Here is a 15,349-nt window from a genome sequence, read left to right on the forward strand (position 1 = left end):
GGCCTTTCTCTTTTCGGGAAAGTCTCATGTCAGCCGACTGCTGCTGTTCGTTCCCCGCCCTGTCCTTCGGAAAGGATGGCCTCGAACTCGGCCAGCTCGGCGTCGGCCTTCGTTAGTGCCTCAACATCTGCATCGGTCACTTTCGACGGGTCAGGCAGATTGAGGCGCTGCTGTTCGGAAAGATCGAACTCACGTTGCCGTTCGTCCATGTCCCGCGTGGCCTGCGTTACTGCCTTCGACTTCTTCCGCCGCGAGGTCTTCAGCTTTTCGCGGTGCGGTTTGTCGCTGGCTTGCTTCACCGTAAGGCTCTCGGACGCTTCCTGAGCGGTAGCGGGTGCCGGCGCTTCCTCGGGCACTGGTGTGGACGCTTCTGCTGCCTGGGGCGCGGGAGCGGGCGGCGTGGGGTCTTGCGGTGCCGGGGCTTCGGCCTCGGGTGCTGCTGGTGGCTCGCTCGACTTCAGGCTCCGCTCTGGGAAGGGCAGCTCTCCCGACTGCGCCTTGTGGATCGCCTTGAAAAAGGGGTCATCGTAATACTTGATGCGCTTCGCCCGGATCGGCATCTGAGCATCCACGACCATCACAATGTCATCGAGTGGCATCCGGCGGGCTTCGTCCTCCGGCAACAGCGAGGTTTCCTCGGTGCGTTCCGACATGCTGCGCCCCTCGAACGGGTTGCGGCCAATCGAGCGCGAGCGCGTCACAACCCGTTTCGTGGTTTTACCCACGGCCTTGCTCAACTCTTCCACGGTCTTTTCGTCCGATGGGGTCAGATAGAGCTTCACGCCTGCGTTCCCTTGCAGAGCGCGCCGGGTGTTCTCCCCGTAAATCTCATCCAGCGCCGGAATGGTCTGGGTGACGATAGCAAGGTGGCCCTTGTAGGAACGCAGCGTCTCGATGCTCTCAACGACAATCGGCATCTTTCCGAGGCGGTTGAACTCGTCGAGCATAATCATGACCGGCCAAGGTTCGTCTTTCCCCGGCTCCTTGTCTTGCAGCGAGGAAATCAGGTCGGAGAAGAACAGCCGGATCAGCGGCGCCATCGGCTTCACCATGTTCGGCGCAACGACCAGGTAGACGGTGAAAGGCTTCTTACGGATCGCACGGAAATCGAAATCCGATTCAATGGTCGCCGCATCAATTGCCGGGTTGCTCCATTGATCGAGGCCCGAAGTCATCAACAGCGAGACATAAGAGGTCAGCGTGTCGTTGTTGGTCGAAGCCAGCCGCTCGAAAATGAGCTTGGCGGCGCGGTTCTGCACCTCGTCGCGGCGCTTCATGAACTCTTTCTGCTTGTTCCCGCCCGACGCCGCGATGCGGTAAATCTCGCCCAAGGTTGGCCGCTTCCGCTCGAACGCCAAAAGACCGGCGGCCACGAACAGGTCGATACCGCCTTTCAAGAGGCCCTGAACCCGGTCGCTGTCCGCTTGGAGAAAGAGCGAAGCGAGTAGCTGAAGCTCCATCTGCTTGCGGTCAGGATCATCCAGCTCGAAGATCCTCAACAGCGGATTGTAGCGGTGACTCCGGCGATCATGCCAATCAGTCGGCGCGAAGCGATATACCTTGTCGCCGGTCGATGCCCGGTGGCGAGCGGTGTTCTCGAAATTCTCCCCTTTCACGTCCAGCACCACGGCAGACCCTTTGAAGGTCAAGAGGTTCGGGATGACAAAGCCCGTTGTCTTCCCTCGGCCGGTCGGCGCGACGATCAGGGCGTGAGGGAAAACCTGCGACGTGATGAGCTTCCGCCGGGACTTTGGTTTCCCCATCTTCCCGAGGATAAACCCGGTTCCAGGTTTCCCAAAGAACCCGTTCTTGCCCATTTCCCCGGCCTTCTGCCAATGGGTTTTGCCGAAGCGGGTAAGCGCGGTCCCGGACAGGACAGCACTCAGAAGGAGGCCCGTGAGGGTAAACCCTCCGATGATGAGGTTGACCTTCTCGAAGTCGTCAGGCCGATACACCCGCATGTCGAGGTAGTTCTGTGCCAGCCAGAAAAAGTTGATCTCGGACGACAGGCCCGAAAGCCCACTGGCGCTGTAGGTCAGCCACGCCGTCGCCGCCACATAGCCGATGATGGCGAAAACCAGCGTGACCAGAAAGAGCCCGAGGGCCAGCTTTCCCTTATCCATGTGTTTGCCCCTTCTCGCTGTGGTTCTGGACGTGCTTCAGGCGGTGCGCGTCATATTCCTCGTCTGCGATCTCGGAAATGACCTCGCGAGTGGCCTCGCTGTTTGCGGTGGCCTCATCAGACTGAAGGTAGGCTTTGGCGGCGTAGAGCCGTTCCAGCCGGTCATCAATGACCTTCTCCAAGGCATCTGCATCGCCTTCCTTCAGCGCGGCGATCTGGTCGTCATCCAGCTCCCGCTCGATCTCTTCGCGATAAGCGCGCCCGCCTGCCTCATCTGCAAAGGTCGGGTTGATCTTGTCGTCCCGCTCATGCGCGATGACGCGCTCGATCTCCGGGCTGTGCGTGGTGCTGGTCAGCTCGCGTTGATCCGCAAACTCGGAAACCCGCTCGCTGTCTCGGATGCTCATGGCCGTGGCGTAGGTCTGCCCCAGACCACGCGCTAGGTGATCCGGCATGTCGGGATACCGGGCTTTGAAGTCATCCGCGACAGCCACCTTCACATCGGCTGCATCGTCGGCTCCTGCGGCTCGTGCCTCCGTCTCGATACGGTCGTAAAGGTCACGATCAACAATCGCCTCCTGATAGGGCTGGTCACTGTAAATCAGGTCAGGCGAAGTCAGGATTTCAGGTTTATCGCGCAGATAGTCGGCCTGCTCGGTCGCGATCCGCTCCCGCGCCATCGCTTCGATCTGACCATTCTCAGACATGGCTTGGACCCGATCATAGCGCGTATCGAAGTCCTCCGATTGGTCGGCGGACATAAGCTCGTCACGGATACGGCTGCTCATGCGATCAAGGCTGGCCTGTTCGATATGGGCCTGATGGGAAACCCCGCCTTCTCTATCGCCTTCAACTGCGTAAGGCCGAATTGCGTCGTTGAACTCGCGCAGACGCTCCTGCTCGAACCGTTCGACCTGGGCACTGTAGCCGTCGAAGTCCTCGTGTTCGTGCGCTTGGAACTCGCGCGTGTCTTCTCGGGTCAACCCATCGCGCATCTGCTCGCCGTAACGATTGGCCGTATCGCGCAACATCGCGTCGGCCCGCTGTTGATCCTCAACCGACAGAGACCCGTCGCTGCGCTCCTTCGCCAATGCGGTGAAGGCGGTTGCCAGCTCGGCATTGGCGCTGACCGTGTTATCGCCTTGTGCAACACGATCCCGGCCAATGACCAGCGGCTCAAACTTGGCGTAGTCATAGCCCGATCCGTCGAACTCGGCCCGAACCCCCTGCTCCACTTCGGCAACAGCCTCGGCCTCACGCGCCGCGATACCTTCTGTCTCGGCGCGAAGAACACCGGCTTCGGCGTTCAATTGCTCTGCGATCCGCTCGCGGTAGTCTTCTGCGCCCGCCTGCTCACGCATCACCTCTGCGAAGACTTCATCATCTGTCGCATCGGTGTCGATAAGGTCATTACCACGCAACACCTCCCCACGCTCCAACGCTTGACTGAGCTGGACATGGATTTGGTCGAGCCGGTCGGATGCTTGCTCAAGGTCTTCCCGGCGTTCGAGATTGAGCCCGTTGGTCTGTGCAATCTTCTGCAAATCGTCAGACAGCCATTGGCGTTCGAGCGCGGCATTGTTCGCGGTCGTCTCGATCCGGGAAACCAGGGTTTCGGACGAAATGCCTGTGCCCCTCAAGGCAGTCTCGATCTGCGCGCGCATCTGAGGCTCGCGCAGCCGATCCAGCGCGTCCCTGTTCACGTTGTCCTCGGTGTAGATCCCCCCCTCGGTGGGCGGCTCGCTGAGAGTGTGGGAACGGGTGCCAAGCGGCTGCATATGCTCAACGCCACGGTAGATTTGGTTGAGGCGAGCCTGTGCTTGGGGGCGCTGTGCTTCGGGGGTGCTGGCGACCATCGCCTCGACGCGCTCCATGCGCTCGGCAAAACTGCTTTTCAGGTCGTCAAAGGACTGTTGGTCGGCCATGTAAACTTCTCCTGTCTGTTCAAGTTGCCCACCCCGCGCCAGCATTTCGCCAGCACGGAACAAGGCGTTTGAAATATCCTCCCGGTTCTCGGCCGACGCCTCGGCGGCCAGCGAACGGTAAACCTTCGTGTTGCTTGCGATCTCGGCCAGCGCCCGGTCCAGGTCGCGCCCGATCCGAACGCGCCCAACCGGCTCCCTGCCCTGCTCCTTCGCCGCGTAGATTTCGCGGGTCCGCGGCGTATACGTCACGACGCCCCGATCAAGACGGCGGGTAGCCTCCAAGCTCACGCCATACTTTTCAGCCTCTTCGACCATCGCCGTGCGGAAATCGTCATAATTGAAGTGATGATCTCGGCCGAGATAGAAGAACTCGCCTTCCTGGGAACGGCGGTTCAGGACCACATGGGCGTGAGGATGCGCCCGGTCCTCATGAACTGCGATCAGGTAATCGAAATTCCGGTCTTCGGTTGCGAAAAACCGCTCCGCAACATCGCTGGCAATGTCTCGAACATCCGCGCCCCGAGTGCCGACGGGAAACGACATGAGAAGATGGGTCGTGTGACCCATCTTCGGATTGAAACCCTTGTCCCAGCGTTCGGTAAAGCGGTCGGCAACACTCTTGATCTCGTCAGCCGAAAGCCGGGTCTTCCCATCTAGGACACCCCGGCTGTCAACGATGTGCGAACTCTTGGTCGTCAGGTATTCGAGCTGGTTCATGAGCTGACCCTTGGTATGGGTGCCGCCCGACCGGATCGCCTTGAAAACCGCCGACCGACCACCACGCGCAGCACGGACCATCTGCTGCCGCTTGGCCCCAAGGCCCTGCATCGAGCCTCGGACCTTGCTCCAACCATCCTCGAAAAGCTCGCCCGTGACCTGGGCGACAGCGTTACTTCTCGCCATCGGCCAGCTCCCTCAATGCAGCATTCACGGTAAGGGTCAGGTGACTACGGCGGCGTTCCGCCAGCGAATGAACCTGATCTGCGAAGTCCAGGACGAACCCGGCAAGGCTCCGCATCTGAGCCAAGCTGCCCTCTCCGAAGCTCGGGCGCATCCCTTTCTTGTTCGCCTCGTTCATCCTTTTGGCGATCTGAGTGACGTTGTTACCGACGCGATTGAGCGCCGCCCGGAAAGCATTCAGCTCCGAAACCATATGTTCGTCGGGCTGAAAAACGCCGTTCGCGCACTGGATCAGACGACGCAATCCGTCCGATCTGCTGTTGATGCCGTGCTTCCCGAGAAGTGCATCGAACGCTTGGGCCTCTTCCGGCGTGACGGTGACGGTGATCGTCTTGCTCCGATGCCCGGTTTCACGGCGGCGCTCTTTTTCAGTCCGAACGGTGTAGTAGATCGCCCGTTCCGTCACCCCGAACCGTTCCGCAAGTGCCTTGTGAGACACGCCTTTCTTCCGCTCGCGGATGATGACGAGGCGGTCTTCACGGCTCAGGCGGCGGCGCGCGGACATACTGAACAATCACTCCCTATTTCCTGCCACCTTCATACAGACGAATAGGCTTCGACGCAATCAAGGATTGTGTCGAAGCCGTTAAGTTCGGCTGTATTCCGCTTCAGGCACGGCTTGCCCGTGCCGTGATCGAACCCACGGTTCGATCCGGGCCGCTCCGGCCCGCCCCTCCAAAAATCGCCCGTGAGACGCCTCAAGCGTCTCTCCGCAGCAACCCCCCTCGAAATTCAGAGATGGCCCCTCAGTGGCTCGCTCTGGCGCTCCTAGGCACCACCACCCCCCTTGTCGTCGGCAGGGCAATCGACGCGACGGACCCCGCGCCAGCAGACTGGCGGGGCCTGGATGGCGTCAGCGTTGTCCCGATCCGCGACTTTGACCCACACCGACCGCCAGAGACACGCAACACGCAACACCGGACAGACGACAGACGACAGGCAACACCGGACAAACGACAGGCGACAAGCAACACAGGACAGGCAACACCGGGCAAGCGACAGGCGACAAGCAACACAGGACAAGCAACACAGGACAAGCAACACAGGACAAGCGACACCGGACAAGCAACACCGGACAGACGACAGGTAACACGGGACAAACGACACCGGACAAGCGACAGGTAACACCGGACAAAGGACAGGTGACAAGCGACACCGGACACTCAACACTTGACCGGAAACCCGCGACAAGCGACAAAGGACACAGAACACGGGACACGCAACACTGAACACGCAACCCCGGACAAGCAACAAGCGATGAGAGGGCGAGCAATGCCAAACGAGAACATGAAGGTCATCACGGTCATGACGCGGAAAGGTGGCGCAGGGAAAACGATGTTGACCCGCGCCCTAACAAGCGCGGCGATGAGCCAAGGCAAAAAATGCCTCGTTCTGGATGCTGACCCCCAGCAAGCCCTATTCCGCTGGGCGAAGAAACTCGAAATAAGCGATCCCAATTTCTCGATTGAACAGCTCACTACGCCGGAAGCGTTCGAGGCTCGGACTGAAGAGGCATGGGAAGAGGGTTCGATTGATTACGTCTTCGTTGACACCCTTGGCGCTGCCGGTGCTTGGGCCGATGACCTCGCCGCTTTCAGTGACGTTCTGGTGGTCCCGATGATGCTCTCGAACGATGACCTGGAAATCACGCAAGACACCTACGGGTGGTATCGCGATCTTCGTCAACGAACCGAAGACCCCGAAAACCTTCCGGCCTTCCATGTCGTTCTGTCAAGCGTCCCCGCCCGGATGAACAAAACCGAGAAAGAGCTGGAAGTGCAGGCGGTCCAATCCTTCCCCGTGATCGAAAATTACTTCATGGAGCGCAAGCAGCACAAGGATGCGGCCAGCCAAGGGTTCCTGCACTATCTGGCCGAAGATCGGCGCAACAATGAAGTCGCTCTGCTGCGGACCCACGCAAAGCTCTACGATGAAGCTCTCGAAGAGGCGCAAGCGATCCTCAAAGATATTCTCGGGGGTGTGTGATGGCACGAAAGAAGCGCCCCAACATTCAAGGCCATAACCCAGACTACTCCACCAACTTCACCAGCGCCCGCGAAGGAACCAGCACATTCGCGGCGGGGGCTTCGTCGCCCGCACCGGCACCGGCACCGGCACCGGCACCCGAAACCAGCGCCGCCGAGATAGAAGCGCAAGAGCCGGAAGGGATCAGCCCGGCACCAGCTCCCGAAATAGAAGCGGCAACACCGGCCCGCGCAGAGCAAGCGATCAGCGAGCCCCAGCCGCAAAAGACGCCAAAAGCGACAGAGAAAGCCGCGCCGAAAGTGAAGGCTGAGGGCAAGCGGGAAACCCGCCTCGATGCTGCGGTGAAGGTTGAGCAGGGCGCAAAGCTCGATGCTTTGGAAGTGCAGGGGGTCGCAGCTCGCGACGCAATCACTTTGGCCGGTCGCCGCGCTACAGCGCGGTTCGAGCTGAAGGCGAAATTCGTTGAAAAGCCCGAGGCCGACCGGCTCCCGATGCGCGAAGGCTATCACACCACGAAAAGGCTTTCGGCAAACGTCCTAGACGATCTGCGAGAAAAGCATGATCCGCTTAGACTGCAATCGGATAGCGCGATGGTCCGAGGCCAGTTTGAACCCTTGTTCTGGACTTGCCTTGATGAAGTGATCGAAGAGCTTCGACTGAAGAAGAGCTAGAAGACGCGGCAAGCCGCGTCCCATTATTCCTAGAAGGGGGAAGGAGTTTAGGCTTCCTTCCCCCTGAAGCAAAATAGACAGGGCCGTGTCCTCGCCTTCGGCTGCGGGCCGCACCAACCCTGTCGATTTGGCTTCACCCCCATCCTCTCACGCTCGCCGCTCGGCAGGGGTAAGCGGGCGCTTACCCTCCCTTCAATTTTGAAGGACACGCGGGAACGGGGCGCTCCGTGATGCAGAAAAAGCGGAGTGAAGATCATGCCGAGACAGAAAAGACTGGAAGCCAAAGCAATAAAACGCATCCTCGATGCAACGACGCGCGAGGTTGTCGGCTGGCTCTATGAATGGAACACCGGCGAGCAACTTCCGCGCTGGAAAGACGGGCGCAGGGAGAACGTGATCTATGAGTAAGGCAGCCATGTTCTCGATCTCGGCCGAGGATCAGGGGCGCGACCTGGGAACAGTCTACTCTACCAGCTCCGATACCCTGCGAGATTTCGGCGCGGCCTACATGCGCGATCCGAAGACACGCGGCGAGGTCACGCTGAAAGACCCGGAGGGGCGAGCCATTGCCTCCTTCGATGTTTGGCAGGACAAGTGGGCGGAAACCGCCGAAACCATTGAATAATCTTCCGTTTACCTGCTGAAAATGATAGGCTGTCTCCCGAATGGAGGCAGCCTATGCAATTTCATAAGACACTGATTTTCAGCGCAATTGCCCTGTCCGCATCGTCCGCGATGGCGGGTGCCTGGGAGCATGAGAACGAGCGCGGCGTCGATCTCTACCGCGCCGCCGATGGCAACATGGTTGTCTCGCTGGTTTGTGATCCCAACACCGTCTACGGCACGACCGAAAGTGCGGTGCTGCTCGAAGCGGGCGGCGATCCTGACTTGTCGGCTGAGGTGGGCTTCAGTTTTCCTGATGGAAACCGTGTCAATGCGGCGCTGGTTCATGGCCGGTTCGGGAAAGCCACGGCGAACCCTGTGGATTGGGAAACCCTTGTTGACGGATTCCGCGTCCATCAGACAGTGACGGTATCGCGCGGCGAAGCCGCTGTCGAAGTGGAGCTGGGCGAACCGATGCCTTTCACCTGCCTCTGATCCGATCCGCCTGCGATAGCAGGCTCGGCGCGAAGCGCCGGGCGGGGCCGGGGCCGCGCGCAAGCGTGGTCCCGGCCCCGTCAAATCTGGAACCTGGACAAGCGAAAACCCCCGCCGGTTTGGCGGGGGCTAGAAAAGATCAAAGCTCGATGCCGGGGCGCAAATTGCCGTCTGGGTCGAGCCATTGCCGCGCCTCGGCGCAAGCGTAGCAGATGCAAGAGCCCTCGCCCTCGATCGTCACCGGCGCGAAATAGACCGGCGGGCTAGTCCTGCCGCATTTGCGGCAGGACAGGCGGGGCAGGGTGAGGGGGCCGCTCACGCTGCGGCCCTTTCCTCTTCACGGTTCTCGCCCTTAACCAAAAGGTCGCTGGCCTTCTGGGCTTCGCTCGCGGCCTTGAAAATCAGGCGCTTGTCATCCTTCAACGCGCGCAGCCAGCCCTTGATATAAGCGCCAGACTGTCCAAAGTCGGGCGTCAGGCCAAGGCGGGCGCAAACCATGCAATTGCCGATCTCGGCAATCAGTTCCTCGAACGCATAAGCCTTGCGGTCGGTGAAGCGGGAAAAGCGATCAAGGCGGGACTTGTGGCCGGTCCAATGCGTGGCCTCGTGGGCAAGCGTGGCGTAGTAGCCTGCCGCGTCGTGGAAGGTCGCAATCGGCGGCATGTGAATGTAGTCCTCGCTCGGCATGTAATACGCCTGCGGCTCGTCGGTGGTGCGGATTTCTGCGCCGGTCGCTGCAAAGAAGGCGTCAAGCTCGGGGTTGGCTTCGGTGCCAAGGTCGCGGGCCTCTTCGGCGGGGGTTCCGTAATACTCGGCGGGCAAGCCGTCGATCTGCTCGGCGTTGAAAACCCGATATGCCTTCAGATAGGGCAGGCGGCGCTCTTCGCCGGTCGCCTCGTCCTCGCGCTCGAAAGTGCCATACTTGACCACGGTGGAAGACTTCTCGCCCTTGCGGACCTGCCCGCCAGCTTCCTGCGCTTGGCGGTAGGTGAACCAGCGGGGGGCGCGGTAGCCTTTGGCGTCGGCGGCAAGCCACAACATCAGCACGTTGATGCCCGAATAGGGTTCGCCATTGCTGCGCAGCGGGAACGGTGCGCCACCCTTTTCGCCGGTCCACGGCTTGCGCCATGCGGGGGTGCCTGCCTCGATGCTGGCAATGATGCTGTCGGTGACGTGGGCGTGAAGATCGAATTTAGCAGCCATTTGTGGCCTCCTTGTGGTGTGCCCCTTCCGGTCTTGGTGCCGAAAATCGGGGCGGGGTTTCTGGCGAGGTCCGCTGCAAGCGGCCCTCTCCTGAAAGCCTGCCTCCCGGCGAGGGCAGGAGGGGGACCCGCGCAAGTTCCATGACAAGGAAGGGGGGGAGGGGGATCACCCGACCACGCAGCTCGGCCCCGGCCGAGACCGTGGTTGGGGACACCCCCCCTGACGCCGCTCATGGTGCTTGCGTGGGGGAACCGGCGGTTCCCTAGACGGACAGGACGCGCTTGCGCGTCATGGCCCAAGGATGCGGGCGGCGTTCGGCTTGACCGAACCCCCCGCCAGTGTGATCGCCGCGCTCGTGTCAGATGCCAAGCAAAACCGACTTTTGTGTCACATCGCTGACCCAGAGCGCGGCGCTACGTCCGCATGACGGGGCAGGGGCCAAACGGTCATTCGTGAAAATTGCAACGAACGGCGGGAACGAGCCCCAATTTTCCAGATGCAGCGCGTTGCGCCAATGTCGGTTGTGGGAGTCAGCTTCTCAGCGAACCCCTCCTCCAACAGGTTCGATCAAGTGGCGTGATACCCTCGCATCTGAAGGCGATTGATATTCCTACGAAGATAGGGTTTATGCACCTCTAATAGCGTTAGGACCCGGTGAGAGCCCGGGTGGCTCTTCCGGCCGCTGATCCGCCGGACAACCCTGAAACTTCCCGACATACAATGCCGACCGTCTTATGAAAGACGATCAGGCACAGGGTACTGGATTGTTTAAATGATCTCAATTTCTGACTACCGACAGCAATGGTTCGGTAACATTCGTGGCGATGTGCTTGCGGGTACCGTCGTCGCGCTGGCGCTGATCCCCGAAGCCATCGCATTTTCTATCATCGCAGGCGTGGACCCCAAGGTGGGTCTTTACGCACTATCCACCGGCTACAATACTACCCCGGAACTGGCGTCGAGGCCGTTCGACACCGGGCGCGATGGTTTCGTAATGTCTGAAGGGGCGGGTCTGATCGTCATAGAGGAATTAGAACATGCCCTCGCTCGGGGTGCCAAGCCCATAGCGGAATTGGTGGGATACGGCACAAGCGCCGATGCACATCATATGACTGCCGGTCCAGATGACGGCCGAGGCGCGGCCCGTGCGATGGGAATTGCACTCCACAGTGCTGGGTTGAAACCAATCGATATTCAACATTTGAACGCACATTCCACCTCCACCCCCGTAGGAGATCGAGGAGAAATTGCCGCGATACAATCCGTGTTCGGCAATCATGATGTGGTCGTAAGCGCCACGAAATCGGCTACGGGGCACCTACTTGGTGCCGCAGGCGGTATTGAGGCAATCTTCACGGTGCTCGCTTTGCGCGATCAAATTGCTCCCCCAACGAGAAATTTAGAAACCCCCGATCCTGTTGCCGCTGGTATCGACCTCGTTCGCCAATCTGCGCGGCCCATTCTCATGGAACATGCCATTTCCAACGGATTCGGCTTTGGCGGTGTTAATGCAAGTGTCGCTTTCCGGCGATGGCAGTAACAGTCCCGGACTGTGCTTCCGCAAACACTTCGGTTCGCTACGCAACGATGGTCAGATAACGCTTTTGAGAGGAAGGTCGAATAGAGCATTGATCCTATAGCGCCGGTCCTATCTGCCCGCGCAGACCTCGCTGCTGAGCTGGCGGTTGATGACCGGCCGCCACGGGACAAGGGTGCATTTATGGCTCTTTTCAACCACAGCGAACTGGCTGCTGGATAATTGTACGGTGCCGGTGGACTTGTCGCTCACGCCTTCGCTATCCGTGGTAGTATCGAACGGTAGTCCGTGCAGACCTTCCGGCCCATGTCGTTGGCGAGGCTGAGCAGGTTGCGAAGCGCCGCGCTGCGATTGGACGGCGACCAGACAGCCGAGAAGGCGACCGGCTCCGGCTCGTCGGTGAAGGGCAAAAAGACAATGCCGTTTGTCGGCAACAGCGCCGTGGCCGCGCCGACGATGGTGATGCCAAAGCCCTGTCCGACCAAAGACAAAAGGGTGCCACGCCCCACGTCGAAGCGCAGGATCGACGGCGCAGGCCAGCGCTCGGCATGGCGTAGCACGATATGGCTATGAACCTGCGGTCCAGTGCCGCCATGCCGGACAAGGAACGTCTCGCCTGCCAAATCGGGCCATGTGACGGCTGACCGCTTGGCGAGCGGATGCCGTTCCGGTAGCACCGCCAAGAGCGGTTCGGTCCATGTGCGACGGGAATGGCAGTCGGGTGGTTGGGGCGTGCCCGCGACGAACGCCACGTCCAACCTGCCGGCGCGAAGCTGCACCACCGCTTCACGGGCCGGGCCTTCGGCGATCTCGACTTCAACATCGGGGTAATCCTTGCGGTATTGGCCGATCAGCTTTGCGAGGAAGCTATGCGGAATCAGGGCATGGATACCGATACGAAGCCGGCCGCTTTCTCCGGCTGCCGCCATGCCGGCGGTTTTCACCGCATGGTCGAGTTGGTCAATACCTACGGCTATCCGCTCGACGAAATGGCGTCCGGCCTCGGTCAGCCGAACGCCGCGCGCATGACGCTCGAACAAGAGGATGCCGAGGTCTTCTTCCAGTGCCTTCACGCGGGCGCTGACGCTGGACTGTGCAACGCCGAGCGCGTTGGCGGCGTGACGGAAGTTGAGATATTCGGCGACAGCGAGAGTGTGAACTAAGGTCATCATTGGCACTCGCCCCGAAAGGAGATGATTGCTCAACAGATTTAATCCGTCATTTCTCCTAAGTCTACGCATGCCAAATCGCCATGACTAAATCACAATGAAGTTGCGAATGGTCTGCGTAGTATTGGCAGACATATTAAATAGAGGATCGCGCCGACAATCCAAACCCAACCGTTCCATGCCCCGGCGGTGGCAGAATAGAGTGCTGTGAAGCCAAGCGGTCCTGCGATAGAGCTTAGATTGGTGAGGCTCGTTAGCGTTCCTTGCAAAGCCCCTTGCTTGTTACTGCTGACATTGTTTGAGAGCATTGCCTGCAAGGCCGGCATGCCAACACCCCCGGCGGCAAGCAGCAACAGAATCGGGAACACCATCCATCCCTGCGTGGCAAAAGCCAGAAGAACGAAGCCAGTCGCATCCGCAGCCATGCCAAACAGCAGCGTGCGCCGCTCTCCAAGCCGGCTTGAAAGCGGGCCGGTAACAAACGCTTGGAAGATCGCATGTGTTGCCCCAAACGCCGCGAGCGACAAACCAACGGTCGCGGTGTTCCACTGAAAACGGTCCTCGCCATATATGACCCATAGGGCTGCAGGCACTTGGCCGATCAGTTGAATAATGAAGAAAACTGCGAAAAGCGCACCTAGCCCGCGCAATGCATCATCCAGCCGTAACAGAACGAATGGTTTGATGCGAACCGGCTTTCCGGTCCCGCCATGGCTGTGATGAGTCTCCTTGAGGAAAATGCAGGCAAGCAGGAACGCGAACCCGTTGAGAAGGGCGGCGGCGATAAACGGGGCATGAGCAGAGATACCACCGAGCATGCCACCAAGTGCTGGCCCGGCAATCATGCCCGCCCCATAACAGGCCCCCATGTAGCCGAACCAGCGTGCGCGAGAACCTTCCCCCGTCGAATCGGCAATGGTTGAGGCTGCTACAGCTCCGGTTGCGCCCGTGACGCCGGACACGAGTCGGCCGATATAGAGCACCCATAAGACCGGCGCTGATGCCATAATCGTGTAATCGACTGCGGCTCCTGCAAGAGAAGCCAGAAGTACCGGACGCCGACCGTAAGAATCCGAAAGCTGTCCAAGCATGGGCGCGAAGACGACCTGCATCAATGCATAGAGCGACAGCAAGGCACCATAGTGTCCAGCGACCTGCTCTGCTGGCACAAGCTCACGCAGAAGCGTCGGAAGGACGGGCATGATGAGGCCGAGACCCATGGCGTCAAGACCCACGATCAGCAGGGCAATGATGGCAGAGCTGCGCACCTGAAACTCCAGCGCCGCTCAATGGAGCGACTTTATCAACGATAAGGAGATGGACATAGAACTTATCGGTGATAAATTGTCAAGCACTGGCGAAGGAACGTGAATGACCAAACTGGACAAGGGCACCGTGATCGCGGCGGCGCTAGAGCTGTTGAACGAGGTTGGCATGGACAGCCTGACGACGCGGAAGCTCGCTGAACGCCTCAAGGTTCAGCAGCCTGCGCTTTACTGGCATTTCCAGAACAAGCGAGCGCTGCTTGATGCGCTCGCCGAGGCGATGCTGGCGGAACGCCATACCCGCTCGCTACCCGAAGAGAATGAGGACTGGCGGGTGTTCCTGAAAGAGAATGCCCTGAGCTTCAGAACGGCGTTGCTCTCTTATCGCGACGGCGCGCGTATCCATGCCGGCACTCGACCGACAGAACCGAATTTTGGCACCGCCGAGACGCAAATACGCTTTCTCTGCGCGGAGGGCTTTTGTCCGAAGCGCGCCGTTTGGGCGCTCCGGGCGGTCAGTCACTATGTGGTCGGTTCCGTTCTCGAGCAGCAGGCATCTGATGCCGATGAGAGAGTTCCGGACAGGCCAGATGTGTCCGAGCAAGCACCGTCGTCCTTCCTGCACGATCTGTTTCACGAGTTGGAAACAGACGGCATGGATGCTGCGTTCAACTTCGGACTCGACAGCCTCATCGCTGGTTTCGAGCGGCTGCGTTCATCTACAACAGATTAGAGGCTTATGCCCCTTTGCCGCCCCAACTGCCACGACACCGATCCGCTTTGCACGATGCCCATGACCTCACGGCCGAGCTGGCGGTCGATGACCGGCCGCCACGGGACAAGGGAAATGAGCGGTATCTTGCCAGACAGGATACCGCCATTCACGAGGTTTCGAAGATTATTGCGCCGCATCGGAGCGGGCTTGCTTCCAGTCGTCGGCTAGACGACTGGCGACTTCTCGGTGGCAGCATCACGGGATCGAAGGAGCGCCAGCCCCAACGACACCAGCACTGCCATTGCCGTGGCGTAACAAATCACGGGCCACGCTGTATCGCCGTTTAACAGCGTCACCGCCAATGTCCCGACGATACTGACTATCAGGCTTTGGATGCAGAAGTAGAACGCAACCGCTGATCCAGCGATGTCGTCGAACTGCGCAAGTGCGCCGTTGGCGGTAACGGACACCGTGAAGACAATGCCGACCGCGACAACCCACATCGGCAGGATGAAGCTGAAAAATGACGGCGATCCGAAAAGTTGGCCGATCCCCAACAGGATCGCGCCGGAAACGAGCAACGCCATCCCGCGCGCTACGCATCCCGCGATACCCCATTTGGCAACGAAGGACTTTGCGAAGCGGGTTGTCGTGACCATGACCAGCGCGACAGTCGCGAAGGCCAAGCTAAATCCGAT

General features: G+C 60.0%; 15 protein-coding genes, 2 pseudogenes and 1 other annotated feature. Of the genes and pseudogenes, 7 read left to right on the top strand and 10 right to left on the bottom strand.

The window, feature by feature from the left end:
* Positions 1-29 precede the first annotated feature (29 nt).
* Genes BM225_RS19880 through BM225_RS19890 form a run of 3 tightly spaced genes read right to left on the bottom strand, consistent with a single transcriptional unit; the run spans position 30 to position 5,512 of the window.
* Positions 30-2,123, bottom strand: coding sequence for a type IV secretory system conjugative DNA transfer family protein (locus tag BM225_RS19880; protein WP_092465294.1), 2,094 nt, complete (start codon positions 2,121-2,123; stop codon positions 30-32).
* Positions 2,116-4,950, bottom strand: coding sequence for a relaxase/mobilization nuclease domain-containing protein (locus tag BM225_RS21690; RefSeq protein ID WP_102856247.1), 2,835 nt, complete (start codon positions 4,948-4,950; stop codon positions 2,116-2,118). Before BM225_RS21690 ends, BM225_RS19880 begins: the two co-directional genes overlap by 8 nt.
* On the bottom strand, positions 4,937-5,512 hold the full coding sequence (locus BM225_RS19890) for a hypothetical protein (protein WP_092465295.1): 576 nt from the start codon (positions 5,510-5,512) through the stop codon (positions 4,937-4,939). The genes BM225_RS21690 and BM225_RS19890 overlap by 14 nt, the downstream gene beginning before the upstream one ends.
* 767 nt (positions 5,513-6,279) lie before the next feature.
* Between BM225_RS19890 and BM225_RS19900 the strand changes: the two genes are divergently transcribed.
* The 5 genes from BM225_RS19900 to BM225_RS19915 all read left to right on the top strand — a co-directional run bounded on the left by BM225_RS19900 (position 6,280) and on the right by BM225_RS19915 (position 8,762).
* A complete protein-coding gene (locus BM225_RS19900) occupies positions 6,280-6,993 on the top strand; it encodes a ParA family protein (RefSeq protein WP_158525081.1) in 714 nt (237 codons plus the stop codon).
* Positions 6,993-7,664: a hypothetical protein gene (locus BM225_RS19905; RefSeq protein WP_092465298.1), complete on the top strand. Its 672-nt coding sequence runs from the start codon at positions 6,993-6,995 to the stop codon at positions 7,662-7,664. The genes BM225_RS19900 and BM225_RS19905 overlap by 1 nt, the downstream gene beginning before the upstream one ends.
* A 246-nt stretch (positions 7,665-7,910) precedes the next feature.
* Positions 7,911-8,072: a hypothetical protein gene (locus tag BM225_RS21895; protein ID WP_177218667.1), complete on the top strand. Its 162-nt coding sequence runs from the start codon at positions 7,911-7,913 to the stop codon at positions 8,070-8,072.
* Positions 8,065-8,289, top strand: a complete 225-nt coding sequence (locus BM225_RS19910) for a hypothetical protein (RefSeq protein WP_092465299.1) — start codon at positions 8,065-8,067, stop codon at positions 8,287-8,289. Before BM225_RS21895 ends, BM225_RS19910 begins: the two co-directional genes overlap by 8 nt.
* A 53-nt stretch (positions 8,290-8,342) precedes the next feature.
* Positions 8,343-8,762 (top strand): hypothetical protein, encoded by a 420-nt coding sequence (locus BM225_RS19915; protein WP_092465300.1) that lies wholly within the window; start codon positions 8,343-8,345, stop codon positions 8,760-8,762.
* Positions 8,763-8,901: 139 nt separating this feature from the next.
* Here BM225_RS19915 and BM225_RS19920 read toward each other — a convergent pair whose 3' ends face one another.
* Positions 8,902-9,081, bottom strand: coding sequence for a hypothetical protein (locus BM225_RS19920; protein WP_092465301.1), 180 nt, complete (start codon positions 9,079-9,081; stop codon positions 8,902-8,904).
* Positions 9,078-9,965, bottom strand: a complete 888-nt coding sequence (locus BM225_RS19925) for an ArdC family protein (RefSeq protein ID WP_092465302.1) — start codon at positions 9,963-9,965, stop codon at positions 9,078-9,080. The genes BM225_RS19920 and BM225_RS19925 overlap by 4 nt, the downstream gene beginning before the upstream one ends.
* A 644-nt stretch (positions 9,966-10,609) precedes the next feature.
* Positions 10,610-10,665 (top strand) — a sequence feature (sul1 is cis-regulatory element that is thought to sense ions involved in sulfur or methionine metabolism; They are found in Alphaproteobacteria).
* A gap of 72 nt (positions 10,666-10,737) precedes the next feature.
* Here BM225_RS19925 and BM225_RS19930 point away from each other — a divergent pair.
* Complete coding sequence (locus BM225_RS19930) at positions 10,738-11,505, top strand: SulP family inorganic anion transporter (RefSeq protein ID WP_143095424.1); 768 nt, start codon at positions 10,738-10,740, stop codon at positions 11,503-11,505.
* Between the two features lie 123 nt (positions 11,506-11,628).
* On the opposite strand, the pseudogene BM225_RS22230 reads toward BM225_RS19930, so the two are convergent.
* The 3 genes and pseudogenes from BM225_RS22230 to tet(G) all read right to left on the bottom strand — a co-directional run.
* A pseudogene (locus BM225_RS22230) lies at positions 11,629-11,814 on the bottom strand (DUF3363 domain-containing protein); the annotation flags it as partial.
* Positions 11,751-12,674, bottom strand: coding sequence for a LysR family transcriptional regulator (locus BM225_RS22235; RefSeq protein ID WP_028657710.1), 924 nt, complete (start codon positions 12,672-12,674; stop codon positions 11,751-11,753). The gene BM225_RS22235 and the pseudogene BM225_RS22230, both read right to left, overlap by 64 nt.
* An 89-nt stretch (positions 12,675-12,763) precedes the next feature.
* The gene (gene tet(G) / locus BM225_RS19945) at positions 12,764-13,939 is read right to left on the bottom strand and encodes a tetracycline efflux MFS transporter Tet(G) (RefSeq protein WP_001257840.1); all 1,176 of its coding nucleotides are present in this window, start codon (positions 13,937-13,939) and stop codon (positions 12,764-12,766) included.
* A 103-nt stretch (positions 13,940-14,042) separates the two neighbouring features.
* On the opposite strand from tet(G), the gene tetR(G) reads away from it, so the two are divergent.
* Positions 14,043-14,669, top strand: coding sequence for a tetracycline resistance transcriptional repressor TetR(G) (gene tetR(G) / locus BM225_RS19950; protein WP_000163574.1), 627 nt, complete (start codon positions 14,043-14,045; stop codon positions 14,667-14,669).
* Here the strand turns inward: tetR(G) and BM225_RS21900 are convergent.
* Both BM225_RS21900 and BM225_RS19960 read right to left on the bottom strand, forming a co-directional pair.
* A pseudogene (locus BM225_RS21900) lies at positions 14,666-14,782 on the bottom strand (DUF3363 domain-containing protein); the annotation flags it as partial. The gene tetR(G) and the pseudogene BM225_RS21900 sit on opposite strands and share 4 nt — an antisense overlap.
* Positions 14,783-14,875: 93 nt before the next feature.
* Positions 14,876-15,349, bottom strand: a 474-nt coding sequence (locus BM225_RS19960) for an MFS transporter (RefSeq protein WP_476696433.1), incomplete at its 5' end; no start/stop codon positions are given.

This window comes from Donghicola eburneus, assembly GCF_900115865.1.
GTDB classification, from domain to species: domain Bacteria; phylum Pseudomonadota; class Alphaproteobacteria; order Rhodobacterales; family Rhodobacteraceae; genus Donghicola; species Donghicola eburneus.

What these genes read in the sequence shown, in the direction of transcription:
- BM225_RS19890 (WP_092465295.1), bottom strand. Translation starts at nt 5,512, where the DNA reads ATGTCCGCGCGCCGCCGCCTGAGCCGTGAAGACCGCCTCGTCATCATC.
- BM225_RS19930 (WP_143095424.1), top strand. Translation starts at nt 10,738, where the DNA reads ATGATCTCAATTTCTGACTACCGACAGCAATGGTTCGGTAACATTCGT.
- BM225_RS19910 (WP_092465299.1), top strand. Translation starts at nt 8,065, where the DNA reads ATGAGTAAGGCAGCCATGTTCTCGATCTCGGCCGAGGATCAGGGGCGC.
- BM225_RS21690 (WP_102856247.1), bottom strand. Translation starts at nt 4,950, where the DNA reads ATGGCGAGAAGTAACGCTGTCGCCCAGGTCACGGGCGAGCTTTTCGAG.
- BM225_RS19905 (WP_092465298.1), top strand. Translation starts at nt 6,993, where the DNA reads ATGGCACGAAAGAAGCGCCCCAACATTCAAGGCCATAACCCAGACTAC.
- BM225_RS22235 (WP_028657710.1), bottom strand. Translation starts at nt 12,674, where the DNA reads ATGATGACCTTAGTTCACACTCTCGCTGTCGCCGAATATCTCAACTTC.
- BM225_RS19925 (WP_092465302.1), bottom strand. Translation starts at nt 9,965, where the DNA reads ATGGCTGCTAAATTCGATCTTCACGCCCACGTCACCGACAGCATCATT.
- BM225_RS19900 (WP_158525081.1), top strand. Translation starts at nt 6,280, where the DNA reads ATGCCAAACGAGAACATGAAGGTCATCACGGTCATGACGCGGAAAGGT.
- BM225_RS19915 (WP_092465300.1), top strand. Translation starts at nt 8,343, where the DNA reads ATGCAATTTCATAAGACACTGATTTTCAGCGCAATTGCCCTGTCCGCA.
- BM225_RS19880 (WP_092465294.1), bottom strand. Translation starts at nt 2,123, where the DNA reads ATGGATAAGGGAAAGCTGGCCCTCGGGCTCTTTCTGGTCACGCTGGTT.